The sequence below is a fragment of the Catenuloplanes atrovinosus genome, from assembly GCF_031458235.1.
In the GTDB taxonomy this organism is placed as follows: domain Bacteria; phylum Actinomycetota; class Actinomycetes; order Mycobacteriales; family Micromonosporaceae; genus Catenuloplanes; species Catenuloplanes atrovinosus.
In genome coordinates this window covers 2,421,120-2,437,031 of sequence record NZ_JAVDYB010000001.1, presented here as the reverse complement: position 1 = coordinate 2,437,031, position 15,912 = coordinate 2,421,120, and the positions used below count along the sequence as shown (strand labels likewise).

The following is a 15,912-nucleotide window of genomic DNA, read 5'->3' as shown; positions in this document are numbered from 1 at the left end:
CACTCGCCGATGGCGACACGGCGGCAGGTGAGCGCCCGGTCCGTGGCGGCATCGGGCACGACTGATGCTCCCGTGCCGCTCGTCACGGTCAGCGTTCGATAATCCGTCGGATAGCACCACGACTCTGTCGTGGCGATGCTGCCGATCGCGCCCGGATCCACCGTCCGACATACGCACGAATCAGCGAGGAACGGGACCGGGTGACCGATGAATGGCTCTCGCGACAATGCCTGAGCACGTGCCGGAAGATGGCCGATGACGGCACGGAAATCGGCGGGAACCGGCGGACGGGTTGAGCCTTCCGGGGCACCGTAGGTCCCCCGGCGAATCCGCCTCGGCGGTGCCGGGCCGAGGTCACCGGCCCGTCGTACCGCGACCTTCTCCGCCACCACGCCTCCCGGCACGTCGATTGTCGTGGCCCGTCCCCGTCAGAAGCTAGCCCGGCCGCGGGCGGAACGGAGTCGCCGTAATCGAGGTCCGAGCGCAACGATCAGTGCGCCGGGACGACCGATCGGTCAATCCTCGTCGCAAATGGTTGAGCACCATGGATGGATCATGGAAATCGATGCGACGATTCACCGCGCATGACGATTCCGGAGGTGCTGGTGTCAACGAGGGAACGCGCTCAAGCGGAAGCACTGGAAGCGCAGCGTGGATGGGCCGCCATGAATTCTCTGATTGAGGTGGTCAATAGGGGCGGGCGCCCATATGCCATCAGTCCGAGCATTATGACGCGGCCGGGCGAGTCGCAGTTCGGCGCACTCGCGGCCGATGTGAGCGCGTTTCATGGCATGGACGTCGAATACAGTACCGGCGGCTACATGTTCGGCGGCGGCCTGATGTTCGTGGCCGCCGGGATGCTGGCCGGCGCGGCCAACGACGCACGGAAGCGGCGACGGGCGGAGCAGCAGGCCAGGCCGCAGTGGCGTCCGCTCGGGACGGCACCGGTGGCGATCACCGACCAGCGGCTCCTGGTGATGATCGAGAATCAGTGGCGATCATGCGAACTCCGCTCGTTGGTCTCCATGCAGCCCGACCTGGGAGACTGGTCCGTCGTCATGCACTTCGAGGGCACTCCGCCGATGATGTTGCGCGGTCCGTGGATCCCCTGGCTGACCGTCGCCATCTCGGCCCTGATGTTCGGCCGGCCGTTCCCGCCGGGCTTCCTTCCTCCGGTCGCGCCGCACCCTCAGATCCACGGGGCCCCGCCGGTCCCGGCACGTCCCGCGCTGCCACCCGGGCACCCGGGACGGCCATGATCCGCGCCCGGTCGCGGCACCTCGACCGGGTGGCCGAACTGTCCGGACAGGCGACGTCGCGGCTCGACCGGTACGAGATCGACCAGGCGCGAGAGCTCTACCGGGACGCGATGCACATCCTCGAGAGCGGTCCGCCACGCTTCGCGAACGAGGCCGTCCGGCTGATGTGGGCGGTGCATCGCGCCGGGGTCCGGCTCGCCCTCGGCCGCGTCGAGATCGTGCTCGGCCGTCCGCAAGCGGCACGGGTGCAGGTCGAATCGGCCCTTCGTCAGTACGAGGCGCTCTTCCCCGACGGGTCGGAAGCCGTCGCCGACGCGCTCACCGCCCTCGGTGCGGTGCTGGAGGCAACCGGCGAGTTCGCCGACGCCGACGCGCGGCTCCAGCGAGCCGTCCGGATCACCCGTGCGATCGGCGCCGGCCCGGAGCGGGTCGCCCAGGCGCTGACGGCCTTGTCACTGACCCGTCAGTCGATGGGCGACATCGACGGCGCGCTCGCCGCGGCCCGTGAGGCGCTCGAGCTGCCCGGACTGACCAGGACCGCCGTCGCCGGACTGCGTGGCAATCTGGCCTTCCACCATCTCGGTGCCGGCCATCTCGCCGAAGCGCTACGCCTCTGCCAGGGGCAGTGGGCGGACGTGGAAGCCATGGAGCGGGACGGCACGATCCCGGGGAACACCCTCCTGGCGGCACTCTGCCGCGGGAACCTCGGCGAGGTCTACGCACAGATGGGCCAGTACGAATCGGCCGCCGGGCACCGGGCCGCGGCGCTCGGCATGATGCGGACGGCAGTGCCGGATTCCATGATGCTCGCGGGCGCTCTCAGCAATCACGCCGCGATGCTGTTACGCACCGGCGATCACGAGACGGCCGAGGCCGAGCTGCGGGAAGCCCTCACCATATGCCGCACGCATGCGCCCCGAGCGCCGCTCAGCGTCGTCCTGAGCCAGCACCTCGCTCACCTGTGGCTCGCACGCGACGAACCGGACCGGGCTCTCGCCACGATCCGGGAGACGATCTCCGGCCACCCCGACGGCGCACGCGGCGGCCGGCAGTTCATCGCCGCCTATCTGGTGGCCGCCGCGGCCTATGCGGCGATGGACGACCTGGACCGCGCCGCGTTGATGGTGCGATACGCCGAGCAGATCTGCGATCGGATCTCACCGTGGCTCGCCGAGCGGACCGGCGTGCACACCGCTCTCGGTGACCTGGCCGCCGGACGTGGTGACCTCGACGGCGCGATCCGGGAGTACCGGTCGGCGATCGCGGTGAGCGAACGGCACCGCCTCGGGGCCGCCGACGAGCCCGGCCTGGAGACGTTCTTCGCGGAGTCGACCGAGGCCTACCGGTCGCTGATCGAGGTCACGTTCCGGCGGGGACGCGACGGCGACGACGCGCTCGCGTTCGAGGCCGCCGAAGGCATCCGGGCGCGTACGCTGGCCGACCTGCTGGCCCGCCGCGGCACCGCAGCGCAGACGCTGCCGCCGCCGGTGCGGGCGCTTCGCGAGCGAGAGACCCGCCTGTACCGTCGCGCCGCGACCCTGGCCCGGAATGTGGCCGCGCTCTCCTGTCAGGAGGACGCACTCGCCACCGCGCTGCGGGGCCGGCTCGCCGAGACGGAGCAGGCACTCGAGCGGCTGCGAGCCGAGATCCGTTCCGGGCTGCCGCCGAGACTGCCGGACCCGGAGAGTCCGGTGTGCTCGATGCGCGACGCACAGGACCGGCTCGACGAGCGGACCGCGCTGGTGATCTACGAGGCCACCGGCGAGTCCGTGTTCCTGTGGGTGCTGACCGCCTCGTCCCGGGCCTTTCGGCGACTCGGGACGCCCAGCGCGACCGTTCTGCACACCCTGGACGCGGCCATCACCGCGTTGCGGGCCCGCGGCGGCCCCGAGCCCGCCGAGGAGCTTCGGCGGCTCGCGGAGTGGCTGCTCGAGCCCGTGCTCGCCCGGCTCAGCCCCGGCATCACCCAGCTCGTCTTCTCCGCCGGAGGCCGGCTGGCCTACGTACCGTTCGCGGCGTTGCCGGTCGGCACCGGCCGTCTGGTGGACGACTTCGTGACCTGGTCGGTGCCGTCCGCGACCACCATGGTCCGATTCGGCGCGGCCGCCCGGCCGGGTGGTCGCACGCCGTTCGCCGGATTCGCCGCCGAACGACCATCGGGCGGCTACGCCGACCTGCCGGCCGCCCGGGACGAGGTGGAGGAGGCAGCCGCGCTGTTCCCCGGCGCCAGGACGTTCGTCGGTCCGGGGGCGACCGCGGCGGCCTTCCGCGCGCACAGCGGGGACGCGCGCCTGCTGCACATCGCGGCGCACGCGTCGATCGACGAACGCCAGCCGCTGTACTCCGGAATCCTGCTCTCGCCGGACCCGGATGCGCAGGACAACGATCCGTTCCTGAGCCTGCACGACATCATCGGCCTCGACCTTCGTGCGGACCTGGTGGTCTGCGCCGCCTGCGACAGTGCCCACGGACAGCTACGCGACGGCGAGGGACTGGTCGGTTTCAGCCGGGCCTTCCTCGCCGCCGGCGCCTCCGCGCTCGTGCTCTCGCTGTGGCCGGTGCAGGACGCCTGCTCACAGCACGTCATGGACCTCCTGTATCCCGCGCTGCGCGCGGGACTCAGCCCCGCCGAGGCGCTCGCCACCGCCCTCCGCGCGGCAAGGGCGTCCTCTCCGGTGCTGTTCGAGCGGCTCAGCTCCTGGTCCGGATTCATCGTGGTCAACACAGTCGCACCCGCCGATCGGAGACGCTCATGAGCACGCCGCCCGCCGGCACGGTGGCCAGCAGGACGCTGCGCACGCTGCGCCAGGTCCCCTCCTGGTCCCTGACCCGTGAGCAGTGGGAGGAAGCGGACGCACACCTCGGGCAGATCCGGCGTGCGCTCACCGAGCGCCGGGCCGATCTGCTCCACGACGCCCATCAGCGGCTGGCGCGGCTGAGCCCGTACCGTGGCGACCGGCCGCCGGACGAGGAGGAGCACCCGGCCGACGGCCGGATACCGATTCCGGACCGGCTCCACGCCGCAACCGTGGAGCTGGCGGACAGGCTGCAGGAACAGCTGGCCTCGCCGGCGGACGAGGAAGCGTCCGCGGGGAGGGACAATCCGTGGAGCTGAGGGACCAATCGCTGTACGAGTACGCCCTCGGTCTCCCCGCGCCGAACGCCCCCGAGGTGGGACGGATGCTGGCCGCCGCCCGCACACCCGCGTTCGGCATGCACGGTTCCGACGCCGTCGGCCTCGGCGGGACCCGGCTGTCCGGCGGCTCGCCACCGGGCCGGTTCGAGGTCCAGGTGCGTCCCGGCAACCCGACCGCGGTGCTCGTACGACTCCTTCCCCGGCCGGAGGAGATCGGCTGGCCGTCGCTCGTCGAGGCCTGGGACCGCGCGCTCGGCGCCCCGTCCGGGGAGCGCGCCCCGACCGGCCGTGCCCGGGTGTACGTCGCGGAGTACGTACCGACCGCGCACGCCCATCCGGCCGCATGGCGGGCGGCGGCCGAGAAGGCCCTGCCCGCCTCGATACGCGGGACGGCGACGGAGATCGTCGAACTCGCGACGGGCGTCCTGTTCTGGGAGGTCACACCGGAATCCGGCCGTCCGGAGCACCGTCACCTGGTGCTGCTGGTCTCCGTCGACCAGCGGGAGACGGTGGACCGCTGGTTGTGGCCGCACGACGGCACCCTGCCCATGCTCGCCGGCGTCCTCTGGGCGGTCGCTCAGATCCGGGCGCAGGACCGCCGCTGGAACGCCCTTCGCCCCGGCGTCACGCGCCGCGCGGTCCGCGACGCCGCGACGGACGTGCTGATCGCGCTGGAGCCGCCCGCACCGGACTCCGCCGTGGACGAGGTCGCCGAGAACCTGCAGCGCCGCGGTGTTCGCCTGGCCCTCGTCCACGCCGAGACGCGGGACATAGCGGCGACCGTGACCTCGGCGCGCACGGACGCGGAGGCGATCCTTCGCGGGTGGCCGCACGAGTGCCTGGAGCGGGGACCGTTCACGGCCGATCTGCGGGCGGCTCGGCGTCTGGAACGGGAGACCGCCGACGAACTGCCGCGCGCTCGTGCCGCTCTCGACATGATCGAGCCACTGGATCGTCTGACCGCCGGCCGCGTCGAACGCCGCCTGCACGAACTCACCGACCGCACCGAACAGCTCGTGCTGCTCCAGACCACCGTGCTCGGCGCGCTGGTGGTGGTGCTGACGGCGATCCAATCGCTCGGCTACACCTGGCCGCTGTCGCCGTCGCTGCGGCTACCGGTGATCGTCACGCTGGGATGGGCGGCCGTGCTGCTCCCCGCGTACGTCGGCCGGTTGCCGACCGCGTCCGCGCCGCGGCGGCGTATCCCCGGATGGTTGTCCGTCCCGATCGCCGGACTCGCCGCATCGCTGGTCTGGCTGGCGCTGACGGCGGGTTGGCAGATCGCCGCCTCAACACCGGCACCACCACGGTGGACACTGCCGCTGACCGGCGCTGCGGCGGCCGCGGGCCTGGCGACGGCGCTCCGGTGGCGCGGGCGGGCGGGCGAACATGAATGATCCCGTCTTCGACGAGGACGTCGACCGGTCGGCGGAGCACCGGCTCGCGCTGATCAGGACCGTCGTCCTCACGACGGTCTTCACCGCGCTGCTCGCGTTCGCCGGTCTGCCGCTGATGCAGGCCGGGTCACTCGCGTTCGGGACCGCGCTGATCATCCTCTGCCGCAGCACGGCGATCGAGCGTTTCGTCTTCACCCAGGCCGAGGCGTACGCGAAGGAGATCGTCGGCCGGCACGCCGGAGTCTTCCTCGACGTGCTGCGGAACCGGCCGGACATCGCCACGGCGTACGAGCGGCACGGGCTCGCGGTCCGCCATCTCCTGGCATGCCGTCCGGACGATGTCCGCGCCGCCGCGCACCGGTTGCGCGCCGCCGGCTACCCGGATCGGCGGCTCCGGCAGCCGCGGCGCTCCGTGGTACGGCTCGCCACCGCCGGAACCGGGCTGCTGATCGCCGTCGTCCTCGGCCGGATGCTCGAGTCCGCCGGAGTCTGCTCGCCCACCGGCGTCGCCGCTCTCTGGTCCGCCGTGACGTGGCCCAACCGGCTGATCCTGCTCGCCGGGCTCCTCGTGGCCGTGGCGTCACGGGCCGGCGCCGCCTGGCACAATCGCCGCGAACTGCTCGGCGCCGGCGACGGCTTCGCCCGGCGCCCCACGGATGAGGTCTTCGCCATGCTGGGCCCGCCCTGGCGGGCACGCCGGGCCGCGGTCGTCGCGGATCTGCACCGGGTGCTGGCCGTCGTGCGATCCGGCGGCGCGATCACCGACGAGGAGCTCGGCCTCCGCCGATGGTCGGAGCTCGTCACCCTGGAGTGGCTGTTCGCGACCGGGCTCGTCACCGGCGTCGTCGCTTCACTGGCGGTAAGCTGCTGATCCGGCCGCCCCGGATCGGTTGCCGGTGTATCCGCAATGTCACGGCCCATAGACTGGCGTCACGACCGCTCCTAGTCTCAGACGGCATGGACGAATCCTCTGTAGATCGGCGCGCGCTGCTCGCGATCGCGGCCGGAGGCCTGGCCGGGCTGGCGATGCCGGCGCCGGCCTGGGCGGTCGGTGACCGGCGGCCCGGATCGGTGCGGATGCCCGCGCTCACGCCCGCGGACCGGCAGGTGATGACGAAGCTGTCGGTGCGGCGGGCGCTGGCGGACCTGCGGGTCCTGTCGGAGGAGATCGGCCCGCGGGTCGGCGGGACGGCCGCGGAGCGGCGCGCGGCCGACCACCTCGCCGGCGTGCTGGACGGTCTCGGATACGACACGATGCTGCAGCCGTTCCCGGCCATGGACAAGGATCTGGGCACCCTCGACGCGCCCGGCGGGCTCCCCGGGGACCTGGGCTGGCAGGTGGGCGCGTCGCCGTTCGGGGTGCTGGGCACCACGGTGAGCGCCGGTGTCGTCGACGGGGGCGAGGGCGGTGCCGGCGAGTACCCCGAGGACGTCACCGGGAAGATCGTGATCATCGACTACCCGTTCAACGACGACCCGGCCGAGCTGGCCGGGCGGGCGGTCGCCCGGGGCGCCGCCGCGATCGTGTTCGGGCACTTCGACCACTTCGACCACTCGCAGGCGCCCGCGTTCGGCCCGTGGCTGGGCGAGACCGTGCCGATCCCGGTGGTCGGCGCCGGCCAGGCGCAGAAGTACCGGCTGCGCGAGCTGCTGGCCGCCGGCCGGCTGCCCGAACTGCGCGTCACCACCACCGCCGAGCGCAACCTGACCTCGCACAACGTGGTCGCGGAGCTCCGGCACGGGGACGGCACCGGACCGATCGTCATGGTCTGCGCCCACTACGACACGGTGGTCGGCTCCCCGGGCGCGAACGACGACGGCTCCGGCACCGTCCTCACGCTGGAGATCGCCCGCGCGCTGCGCCGGCTGCCGGTCAACGCCACGCTGCGGTTCGGGCTGTGGGGCGCGGAGGAGGAGGGCCTGGTCGGCTCCGCCCACTACGTCGCGCAGCTGCCCCAGGCCGAACGCGACCGTTTCGTCGCCGTGTTCCAGAATGACATGGTCGCCACCAGCTGGGACGAGGCCACCCGCTACTGGCGGCTGTCCGTCACCGGCGAACCGAACCGGGCCACGGACGAGGTCGCCGCCGCCGCGGGCCGCCTCGGCTACGCCCCGCACCTCTCCCCGGTGACCGAGCGCGGCATGAGCGACCACCAGTCGTTCCACGATGCCGGCATCGCGGCCGCGAACTTCTCCTGGCGCTCCGAGGAAGGTCCCTGGAAGCTCGAGCCGCCCTACCACACCCCCCAGGACACCATCGCGCACAACGTCAGCCTCGATCGTCTCCAGGTCTCCATGGAACTCATCGCCGCCGCCACCGTCGGCGCGGCCCGCTGACCCGTCGCACGAGCACGACCGGCATGCCGGACACCCAGGCCGGGTGTCCGGCGGCGCGCGGGTCAGCCGCGCCCACGGCCGAGCCAGCCACGGCGGGGGCGCGGCGCGATCGCGTCCAGGAACGCGCGCGCCTCCTCCGGCGAGTCCACCAGCACCCGGATCACGAGCTCGGTGCGGGCGATCGAGGTGGCCGGGGGCGTACCGCGGCGCTCCTGCTCCAGGCAGAGGCTCTCCGCGCCGCTCTGTACGCGCGCGGCGAGGCCGGCGTCGATGCCGCGCGGCGGCGCGAACCGGCGCGTCCGGTCGTTGCGGCACATGCGCCAGGCGACCAGCAGGTTGGCGACCGCGATCGGGTTCGCCACCAGCGGGTCGGCGAGGACGACGCGCAGCGCGGCCTGGGCGCCGTCGAGCGATTCGAGCAGCCGCACGAACGCGAGGGCGGTGTCGCCGCCGGCGGTGCCGGTGCCGGCCCGGGCGGGCCGGAGCAGCTCGCGGCGGGCGTGGCCGCCGGCCCCGTACCGTGCGGTGAGGTCCGCGGCGATCGCGGCCTCGTCCGGCAGCACGGCCTCGGCGAGCCGGGTCGCGCATCGCGACGCCGGGTCCATGTCCTGCGGAACAGTGCCCATGCGAGATCATCCGTCCGTCGGAATCGATTGAGCACCGTGGTATCACGCGCGCGATCCTGATCGGAATGATCCGAGCGGGCCACCGGTACCGCGAACGGATGTCACCCGTACCACGAATGTGCTGTCCTTCGCCGCGGAGCGTTTCAGCAGGTGGTGGCCGCTTCGGATGGGGTGTTCCGTTCGGCCTGGACACACTCGGCGAATTGGGCGGCCAATTCCGGCGTCGCCTGCCGAATGAACGCGATCGCCTGATCCGTACCCGCGTCCTCGGTGTGGTAGAAACGGTCGCCCGCCGCGGTGGAGACGCCGATCGTGATCCGGCCGCCCCACCGCTGGAACAGCGACTGCCGCAGCGTCCAGCCGATCACCGCGTCCCGGCGCAGCGCCACCGTGAGCCGGGTGAGCGCGCCGCGGCGCAGCACCAGGTACGGCCCGGCCACGGCGTGCCCGAGCGCGCGGTAGCCGGCGACCGCGAGCACCAGCGTGAGCGGCAGCAGCGTCAGCGGCAGCGGCCACCACCGGTCCGGGATCGCGCCGCTGAGCCCGAAGCCGAACAGCACCCCGGACATGATCATCGGGCCGGCGACCGCGCGGATCAGGCGGCGGGTGAGCGCGCCGCGCGGATGCCGGTGCGGGCTCGCCTCCAGCGGCCGGTGCCCGTCGGGGAGCACCCGGGCCGCGACCGCGCGGGCCTCCGCGCGCCGCACCCTGGGCAGCAGCGTGGCAGAGCCGGCCTCGCCGACGCCGCGCAGGCCGGTCGTGATCAGCAGCGTCTCGGTCAGCCGCAGCGGGCGCCAGAGCAGCGGTTCCCGGAACGCGAGGCCGCGCACCCGCCGGTCGTCGCGCTGCGCGGTGTGCGTGTCCAGCAGGCCGCGCCGGGTGATCAGCGTGTGGCCGTCCCGAACCAGCGTGAACCGCCAGTTCTCCGCCAGGAACGCGCCGGCCTGGAGCGCGACGCCGGCCGGGTACGCGACGGCGAGCACCAGCGCGGCGGTGGCGACCGGCCCGAGCCCGAGCGCGGCGTAGATCCGCTCGCCGGTGTCCAGCAGGTCGACGCCGAACAGCCGCAGGAACCAGTAGGCGCCGAAGACCGGGCCGACGGCGGCGAGCACGGCCCAGACGCGTACCGCGTTGATCAGCACCCAGGCCGGGCGCAGCCGGACGATGACGTCGCCCTCGGGCTCCGGCACGGCGTCGGCCCCGGCATCGGGGTCGGGCTGGTGCAGCAGGTCCCGCTGCAGCCCGGTGGCGGCGCGGTGGTCGAGCGCGTCCAGCGTGAACGACGACTGCTGCTCGCCGGTGCCGATCCGCACCACGCGCAGCCCGAACGGCCGGTGCAGCAGCTTCGCCGTGGTGTCCACGCTGCGGATGCGGTCCCGGGCGACGGTGCGCCGCCGCCGCGCCAGCAGGCCGCTGTGCAGCTCCACCCGGTCGTCCAGCACCCGGTACCGCGTGGTCAGCACCCGTACCAGGTCGAACAGGGCCTGGAGCACGCCGGCCACGGACGCGCCGACCAGCGGCCACACCGGGCCGTCGTCGCCGAACACGACGATGCCCAGATATCCGGGTACGGATGACAGCACGGCCCTGATCAGGTCGACCGCCACCAGCCGGGTGCTCAGCCGCCGCCAGTCGCTCACGTGGCATCGCCCGGCGTGGCCGCGGTGACCGCGCGCAACCGGTCCACGGTGGCCTCCGCGGTCTCCCGGTCCAGCCCTTCGATCGAGATCGCACCCTCGGACGAGGCGGTGGTCACCTTGATCGTGGCGAGGCCGAGCAGGTTCTGGATCGGCCCGATCTCCGTGTCGATGCTCTGGATGCGCGAGATCGGCACGATCTGCCACTTGCGGGTCAGCCAGCCCTCGAGCGCGTAGACCGCGTCGCCGGTCGCCTCCCACCGGTGCACCCGGTAGCGCCAGGCCGGCGTGACCGCGATGCCGATCAGGTAGACCACGTCGAGCACCAGCCACACCGGACCGATCCACGGCCGGGTGACGTCGACGAGCAGATAGACGGCCCCGAGCGGTACGAGCACGACCACCGCCCCGATCGCCGCCCGCAGCGTCCGCCACAGGACGAACCGCCGGTCCACCCGGTACCGCGGCGGCCGCAACACGTCAGCGTGGACCATGCAGCCATGATGACCGCCGCGGTCAATGCGCGCGGGCCCCGGGCAGATCGAGCGCGCGCCGCCGCCGCTCACCGTCGCCGAACGGCGCGGCGACGAACTCGGTCACGCCGGCCCGCGCGATCGCGCACACCCTTCCGTGCCGTCGTGCGCACGCTGTGCCCGAAGATCCGCAGGTCAGATCGGCGCCGCGGGCAGGGCGGGCCGGGATGATCGGGCGACCCCGGCCCGCCGGGCCGTCAGCTCGCGGTACAGGCCACCGCGGGGGCGCCGTTCGTGCCGGTCCAGGAGCCGAGGAGGCCGAACGACGCGGTGCCGCGGGCGGCGAGCGCGCCGTTGTAGGAGACGTTCCGTGCGGTGACGGTGGCGCCCGTACCCGTGACGGTGGCGTTCCAGGCCTGGGTGACCGACTGTCCGTTCGGGAACGACAGCGTGACCGTCCAGCCGGTGATGGGTGCCGCGCCGGCGGTCACGGTGACGTCGCCCTGGAAGCCGCCCTGCCACTGTCCGGCCGTGGCGTAGACCGCGGTGCACCCGCGCCCGCCGGGTGACGGCGAGGTGGAGGGCGACGTGGACGGGGTGGACGGCGTGGTGGGCTGGGTGCCGCCGTAGACCGACGCCTCGCGGGAGGTGGCCCTGATGCCGTTCGGCCCGTTGATGATCCGCTCGCCCCACGTGGTGATCTGCGCGGGGTCGAAGGCGAGCACCATGTCCAGGATCGGGTCGGTGTTGCCGGACCAGGACCAGCCGATGTAGCCGAGACCGCGCCGCTGCGCCTCCGCCAGGATGGTGGCGTCGTCGACCTCGCCGGCGGCGAACTGCCAGCCGAACTCGCCGATCACCAGCGGCCAGCCCTTCGCCGCGATCGCGTCCAGGTAGTTGATTATCGACTGTGCCGTGTTGAACACCGCGTACATGTGGATCGACAGCACGGTGTTGCCGTGCGGGTCCGCGTCGAGCACGGTCTGCGCGGTGTCCCGCATGGTGTACTGCCAGTCCTGGCCCCAGTTCGGCGCGTCCACCATGAGCAGGTGCTCGAAGCCGTTGGCGCGCATCTTCGCCACGGCGGCGGCCGTGGCGGCGGTCCACTGTCCCGCGTCGACGTTGCCGATCGGCTCGTTGCCGATGTTGATCACGACGTAGCTCTCCTGGCCGGCCAGTGCCGCCTGCTGGCCGATCCAGTAGTTCACCGCCTCGTCCAGCGACGCGGCCGCGGCCTCCTCGCCGTACCCGGTGGTGTCGTGCACCTCGAGCACGCAGATGAGCCGGTTCTGCTTGCACAGCGCGATCACGTCGGCCACGTCGTTCGACGGGCCCCACCGCTTGCCGGTGCCGAGCACCACGCGGACCGTGTTCGCGCCGGTGGCCTTGATGTCCGCGAACGCGCGGGTCTGGCCGGTGTACCACACGTGCGGATGGTTGATCCCCCGCATGATCAGTTTCTGGCCGTTGGCCTCGACGATGTCGGTGCCGCTGACGTGCAGGCCGACCGCGGCGGACGCGGGCGGCACGATCAGGAGGACGGAGGCGATGGCGGCGGCGAGGACCGCGCCGATCGCGAGCAGCTTGCGTGTCATGGCCTTCCTCAGACAGGTGATGATGCGCCTGCCCAAGCACGTGGTCGACGACCGCGCGCGACGCATGTGACGGTGCCCGGATCGTCCCTCAACCTACCGCCGGGTTGAAACGATCGCAATCCGTCGATGTCGGTACGGTGGGACCACCATGCCGCGCAGAGCACGCCCGACGTTGAAGGACCTCGCCGCCCGCCTCGGCATCTCGGAGACCGCCGCCTCGCTCGCGCTGAACGGGCGCGCCGGCGTCTCCGAGCAGACCCGCCGGCGGGTGCTGGCGCTCGCCGAGGAACTCCAGTGGTCGCCGCACCACGCGGCCCGCACGCTCTCCGGCAGCGCGTCCATGACGATCGGCTTCGCGCTCACCCGGGACGTGCGCGAGTTCGGCACCGAGAGCTTCTACCTGCGGCTGCTGGCCGGCACGCAGGCCGTGCTCGGCGGTGCCGGCTACGGCCTGCTGTTCCACATGACCCGATCGATGGCCGAGGAACTGACCGTGCTGCGCCGCTGGGGCGACGAGCGCCGCGTCGACGGCGTGATCATCAGCGATCTGCGCCGCGGCGACCCCCGCCCCACCGCGCTGCGCGACGCCGGCCTGCCCGCGGTGCTGGCCGGCGGACCGGACCCGAAACGCCTGATCCCGTGCGTCAGCGTCGACGACGGCGAGGCGATCACGCTGCTGGTCGGCCACCTGCTGGAAACCGGCCGGCGCCGGCTCGCCTACGTCAGCGGCCCCGGCGAGCTGTTGCACGTGCACCGGCGCGTCACCGCGTTCCGCCGCGCGGCGGGCGCCGCCCGGGCGCCGATGGACGTGCTGGGCACCGACTACGGCGACGCGCAGGGCCGGACCGCCACCCGCCGGCTGCTCACCGCGCCGGCCCGGCCGGACGCGCTGATCTTCGACAACGAGGTGCTGGCCGTCGCGGGCGTCCACGAACTGCGCTCCGCCGGCCTCGCCATCCCGGACGACGTCGCGGTGGCGACCGTGGAGGACTCCCCCGTCTGCACGGCGCTGCGACCGTCCCTGACCGCGGTGCACCGCGACCCGGTCCTCCTCGGCGAGGCGGTCGCCCGCCGCCTGCTCCGCCTGGTGCACGGCACCCCGGACGAGCCCGAGAACCCCCAGAAACCCGTCATCACGGTACGCGAGAGCACTCGCTGACCGACCTCGCGCGCGACCGGCGGTGATCGCCGATCGGCACCGCCACCCGGCATCGGCGGTGATCGGCGTGGGCACCGCTCATCGGTCAGAGCAGTGCCGTGCGCACCGCGACCAGCAGCCACCGTTCCGCGCGGTCCAAGGTCCACGCGTTGTCGCCGGTCAGCGTGGACCAGGAGGTGGTGCCGAGGTAGTAGTAGAGCACGTCGGTGGCCTGGTCGACGCCCAGCCGCAGCGCGCCGAGCGACTCCAGCCGGCGCGCCCCGAGCGCCAGCCCGCTGCGCAGGCCCTCCTGCGCCACCCGCAGGCTCTCCGCCGCGGCCGGCTCGTGCGGTGCGGTGTCCGTGACCACGCGCATCAGGTCGGCCCACGCCTCGAACGCCTCACGGGTCGCGTGCACGACCAGTTGCAGCACCTCATCGGGCTCGCCGGCCGCGCCCACGCTCGCCGCGAAGAGCGGGCCGCACGGCAGATTCGCCGTACCGTCCTGGATCACGGTCCGCAGCAGGTCCTGCTTCCCGCCACCGACCGCGTACACGGTGGCCGGCGCCACCCGGGCCGTCCGGGCGATCTCGTTGACCGTGGTCTTCACATACCCCTTGGCCAGGAACAACTCCCGCGACGCCGCGATGATCGCCTGGCGTGTGGCCGCCGCGTATTCCGCCCGCCGACTGGTCTGCACCCGCCCACGCTAACATCCCATGAATAGCCCTCTCCCCCGCGCGGATCCCGGCCTGACAGGCGGAAACCTCCCCGGCGCGCGAGGCCGGCGGGCCGTCCGCGATGCTGTCGGGCGTGAAGTACCTCTCCAGAGTGCCGCGACCGCCGCTCGACGGGCTGATCGACGACCTCTACTACCTGGAGGGCACGGCGCCGTACGCCCGGCTGACGCTGCCGCCAGCGCCGTCGGCGCTACTCATCATCAACCTCGGGGCGCCGTTCCGGATTCGCGCCGGCATCGACGCGGAGCCGGCCGAGTACGCCGACGGCTGCGTGGTCACCACGCCCACCCGCGCGTGGCAGTTCGGTTACCCGGCCCGGACCCGGTCCGTCGGCGCACACGTCAAGGCGTGGGGCCTGGCTCCGTTCCTGCCGATGCCCGCGGCCGAGCTGTGCGACCGGCCGGTGACGGTGGAGCAGGTCTGGGGCCGGTCCGCCGTCGCCGAGCTGCGGGACCGGCTGGCCTCGGCGGCCGGGCCGCAGGAGATGCTGACGCTGCTCGAGGAGGAGCTGATGCGGCGGCTGCGCGGGACCGCCGGCCTGGGGCTGGTCCGCCACGCGAGCGGCGTCATCGCGGCGGCCGCCGGCGCGGTGTCGATCGGCGGCCTGAGCGAGGCGGCCGGGGTCAGCGGCACTCAACTGGCACGGCGGTTCAAGGAGGTCGTCGGCGTCACGCCGAAGCGGCTGGCCCGCACGCACCGCTTCACCGCCACCGTGTTCGCGATCGACCCCGCCGGGCCGATCGACTGGGGCGAGCTCGCCGGTGGCGCGGGCTATTTCGACCAGGCCCACTTCGGCCACGAGTTCCGGGCGTTCACCGGGCTCACCCCCACCCGGTACGTCGAGGTCCGGCGGCGGTTCCTGCGCGAGCATCCCGGCCACACGCTGGACGGCTGGTCGCTGCCGGCCGATTGATTTTCTACAAGAGCGGCAGCTCACGACGCGTTAGCGTGAGGGCCACCTTCGAGCAGAGGAGAGCCCCCGTGGGCAAGGTTGTCATGTACGGCGCGGTGTCGGTGGACGGCTTCATCGCGGACGAGCACGACCAGCCCGGACCGCTGTTCGACTGGCTGTCCAACGGCGAGGTCCCGCTCGACGACAGCGGCGTGCTGACGGTGTCGCGGGCCTCCCACGACTACACCCGGCCGTACTGGGACTCGATCGGGGTGACGATCGCCGGCCGCCGCGTCTTCGACCTGACCGACGGCTGGGACGGCAAGCCGCCCAGCGGCGTCGAGCACGTGGTCGTCGTGACCCACCGGCCGATGCCCGACGGCTGGAACCCCGAGGCCCCGTTCCACTTCGTCGACGGCATCGAGGCCGCCGTGGCGAAGGCGCGGGAACTCGCCGGCGACCGCGTCGTCGAGGTCGCCGCCGGCGACGTCGGCGGCCAGGCACTCGCCGCCGGCCTGGTCGACGAGGTGCGCATGGACGTCGTCCCCGTGGTGTTCGGCTCCGGCAGGCGCTACTTCGGCGCGGTCGGCGCGCAGCACCTCCTGGCGGACCCGGACGTGGTGCTCCCCGGCAACCGGGTGCTCCACCTGCGCTATCCGGTTCGCCGCTGACCGGTTCCGGA

At 73.0% G+C, this 15,912-nt stretch carries 14 protein-coding genes; 9 read left to right on the top strand and 5 right to left on the bottom strand.

All coding sequences use genetic code 11. From position 1 onward, the window contains the following. Window positions 1-584: 584 nt before the first annotated feature. The 6 genes from J2S41_RS10970 (at window position 585) to J2S41_RS10945 (ending at window position 8,129) form a co-directional block, all read left to right on the top strand. The gene (locus tag J2S41_RS10970) at window positions 585-1,259 is read left to right on the top strand and encodes a hypothetical protein (RefSeq protein ID WP_310366318.1); all 675 of its coding nucleotides are present in this window, start codon (window positions 585-587) and stop codon (window positions 1,257-1,259) included. Then, window positions 1,256-4,015, top strand: coding sequence for a CHAT domain-containing protein (locus J2S41_RS10965; protein WP_310366316.1), 2,760 nt, complete (start codon window positions 1,256-1,258; stop codon window positions 4,013-4,015). The genes J2S41_RS10970 and J2S41_RS10965 overlap by 4 nt, the downstream gene beginning before the upstream one ends. Next, window positions 4,012-4,374, top strand: a complete 363-nt coding sequence (locus J2S41_RS10960; protein ID WP_310366315.1) for a CATRA system-associated protein — start codon at window positions 4,012-4,014, stop codon at window positions 4,372-4,374. Before J2S41_RS10965 ends, J2S41_RS10960 begins: the two co-directional genes overlap by 4 nt. Further along, window positions 4,365-5,792 carry a CATRA conflict system CASPASE/TPR repeat-associated protein gene (locus J2S41_RS10955; protein ID WP_310366313.1) on the top strand — a complete coding sequence of 476 codons (1,428 nt, stop codon included), beginning with the start codon at window positions 4,365-4,367 and terminating at the stop codon, window positions 5,790-5,792. The genes J2S41_RS10960 and J2S41_RS10955 overlap by 10 nt, the downstream gene beginning before the upstream one ends. Further along, window positions 5,785-6,663, top strand: coding sequence for a hypothetical protein (locus tag J2S41_RS10950; protein WP_310366311.1), 879 nt, complete (start codon window positions 5,785-5,787; stop codon window positions 6,661-6,663). The genes J2S41_RS10955 and J2S41_RS10950 overlap by 8 nt, the downstream gene beginning before the upstream one ends. A gap of 86 nt (window positions 6,664-6,749) precedes the next feature. Further along, the gene (locus J2S41_RS10945; protein ID WP_310366310.1) at window positions 6,750-8,129 is read left to right on the top strand and encodes a M28 family peptidase; all 1,380 of its coding nucleotides are present in this window, start codon (window positions 6,750-6,752) and stop codon (window positions 8,127-8,129) included. 62 nt (window positions 8,130-8,191) lie between these two features. Here J2S41_RS10945 and J2S41_RS10940 read toward each other — a convergent pair whose 3' ends face one another. From J2S41_RS10940 to J2S41_RS10925, 4 genes are all read right to left on the bottom strand, one after another. After that, window positions 8,192-8,755 carry a hypothetical protein gene (locus tag J2S41_RS10940; protein WP_310366308.1) on the bottom strand — a complete coding sequence of 188 codons (564 nt, stop codon included), beginning with the start codon at window positions 8,753-8,755 and terminating at the stop codon, window positions 8,192-8,194. Between the two features lie 143 nt (window positions 8,756-8,898). Continuing rightward, window positions 8,899-10,395, bottom strand: coding sequence for a PH domain-containing protein (locus J2S41_RS10935; protein ID WP_310366306.1), 1,497 nt, complete (start codon window positions 10,393-10,395; stop codon window positions 8,899-8,901). Continuing rightward, window positions 10,392-10,886 (bottom strand): PH domain-containing protein, encoded by a 495-nt coding sequence (locus J2S41_RS10930; RefSeq protein ID WP_310366305.1) that lies wholly within the window; start codon window positions 10,884-10,886, stop codon window positions 10,392-10,394. Before J2S41_RS10930 ends, J2S41_RS10935 begins: the two co-directional genes overlap by 4 nt. A 236-nt stretch (window positions 10,887-11,122) precedes the next feature. After that, the gene (locus tag J2S41_RS10925) at window positions 11,123-12,460 is read right to left on the bottom strand and encodes a cellulase family glycosylhydrolase (protein WP_310366304.1); all 1,338 of its coding nucleotides are present in this window, start codon (window positions 12,458-12,460) and stop codon (window positions 11,123-11,125) included. A gap of 148 nt (window positions 12,461-12,608) precedes the next feature. Here J2S41_RS10925 and J2S41_RS10920 point away from each other — a divergent pair, with 148 nt between their 5' ends. Further along, window positions 12,609-13,619 (top strand): LacI family DNA-binding transcriptional regulator, encoded by a 1,011-nt coding sequence (locus J2S41_RS10920; RefSeq protein WP_310366303.1) that lies wholly within the window; start codon window positions 12,609-12,611, stop codon window positions 13,617-13,619. A gap of 85 nt (window positions 13,620-13,704) precedes the next feature. Here the strand turns inward: J2S41_RS10920 and J2S41_RS10915 are convergent, their stop codons facing one another. Then, entirely contained in the window at window positions 13,705-14,298 is a 594-nt protein-coding gene (locus J2S41_RS10915) for a TetR/AcrR family transcriptional regulator (RefSeq protein ID WP_310366302.1), read from the bottom strand. A 113-nt stretch (window positions 14,299-14,411) separates the two neighbouring features. On the opposite strand from J2S41_RS10915, the gene J2S41_RS10910 reads away from it, so the two are divergent. Then, entirely contained in the window at window positions 14,412-15,251 is an 840-nt protein-coding gene (locus tag J2S41_RS10910; RefSeq protein ID WP_310366301.1) for a helix-turn-helix domain-containing protein, read from the top strand. A gap of 68 nt (window positions 15,252-15,319) precedes the next feature. Beyond that, a complete protein-coding gene (locus J2S41_RS10905; RefSeq protein WP_310366299.1) occupies window positions 15,320-15,901 on the top strand; it encodes a dihydrofolate reductase family protein in 582 nt (193 codons plus the stop codon). Window positions 15,902-15,912 lie beyond the last annotated feature (11 nt).

Coding starts and splice junctions, on each gene's coding strand:
- J2S41_RS10940 (WP_310366308.1), bottom strand. CDS start 8,755: ATGGGCACTGTTCCGCAGGACATGGACCCGGCGTCGCGATGCGCGACC.
- J2S41_RS10970 (WP_310366318.1), top strand. CDS start 585: ATGACGATTCCGGAGGTGCTGGTGTCAACGAGGGAACGCGCTCAAGCG.
- J2S41_RS10950 (WP_310366311.1), top strand. CDS start 5,785: ATGAATGATCCCGTCTTCGACGAGGACGTCGACCGGTCGGCGGAGCAC.
- J2S41_RS10925 (WP_310366304.1), bottom strand. CDS start 12,460: ATGACACGCAAGCTGCTCGCGATCGGCGCGGTCCTCGCCGCCGCCATC.
- J2S41_RS10930 (WP_310366305.1), bottom strand. CDS start 10,886: ATGGTCCACGCTGACGTGTTGCGGCCGCCGCGGTACCGGGTGGACCGG.
- J2S41_RS10945 (WP_310366310.1), top strand. CDS start 6,750: ATGGACGAATCCTCTGTAGATCGGCGCGCGCTGCTCGCGATCGCGGCC.
- J2S41_RS10920 (WP_310366303.1), top strand. CDS start 12,609: ATGCCGCGCAGAGCACGCCCGACGTTGAAGGACCTCGCCGCCCGCCTC.
- J2S41_RS10960 (WP_310366315.1), top strand. CDS start 4,012: ATGAGCACGCCGCCCGCCGGCACGGTGGCCAGCAGGACGCTGCGCACG.
- J2S41_RS10965 (WP_310366316.1), top strand. CDS start 1,256: ATGATCCGCGCCCGGTCGCGGCACCTCGACCGGGTGGCCGAACTGTCC.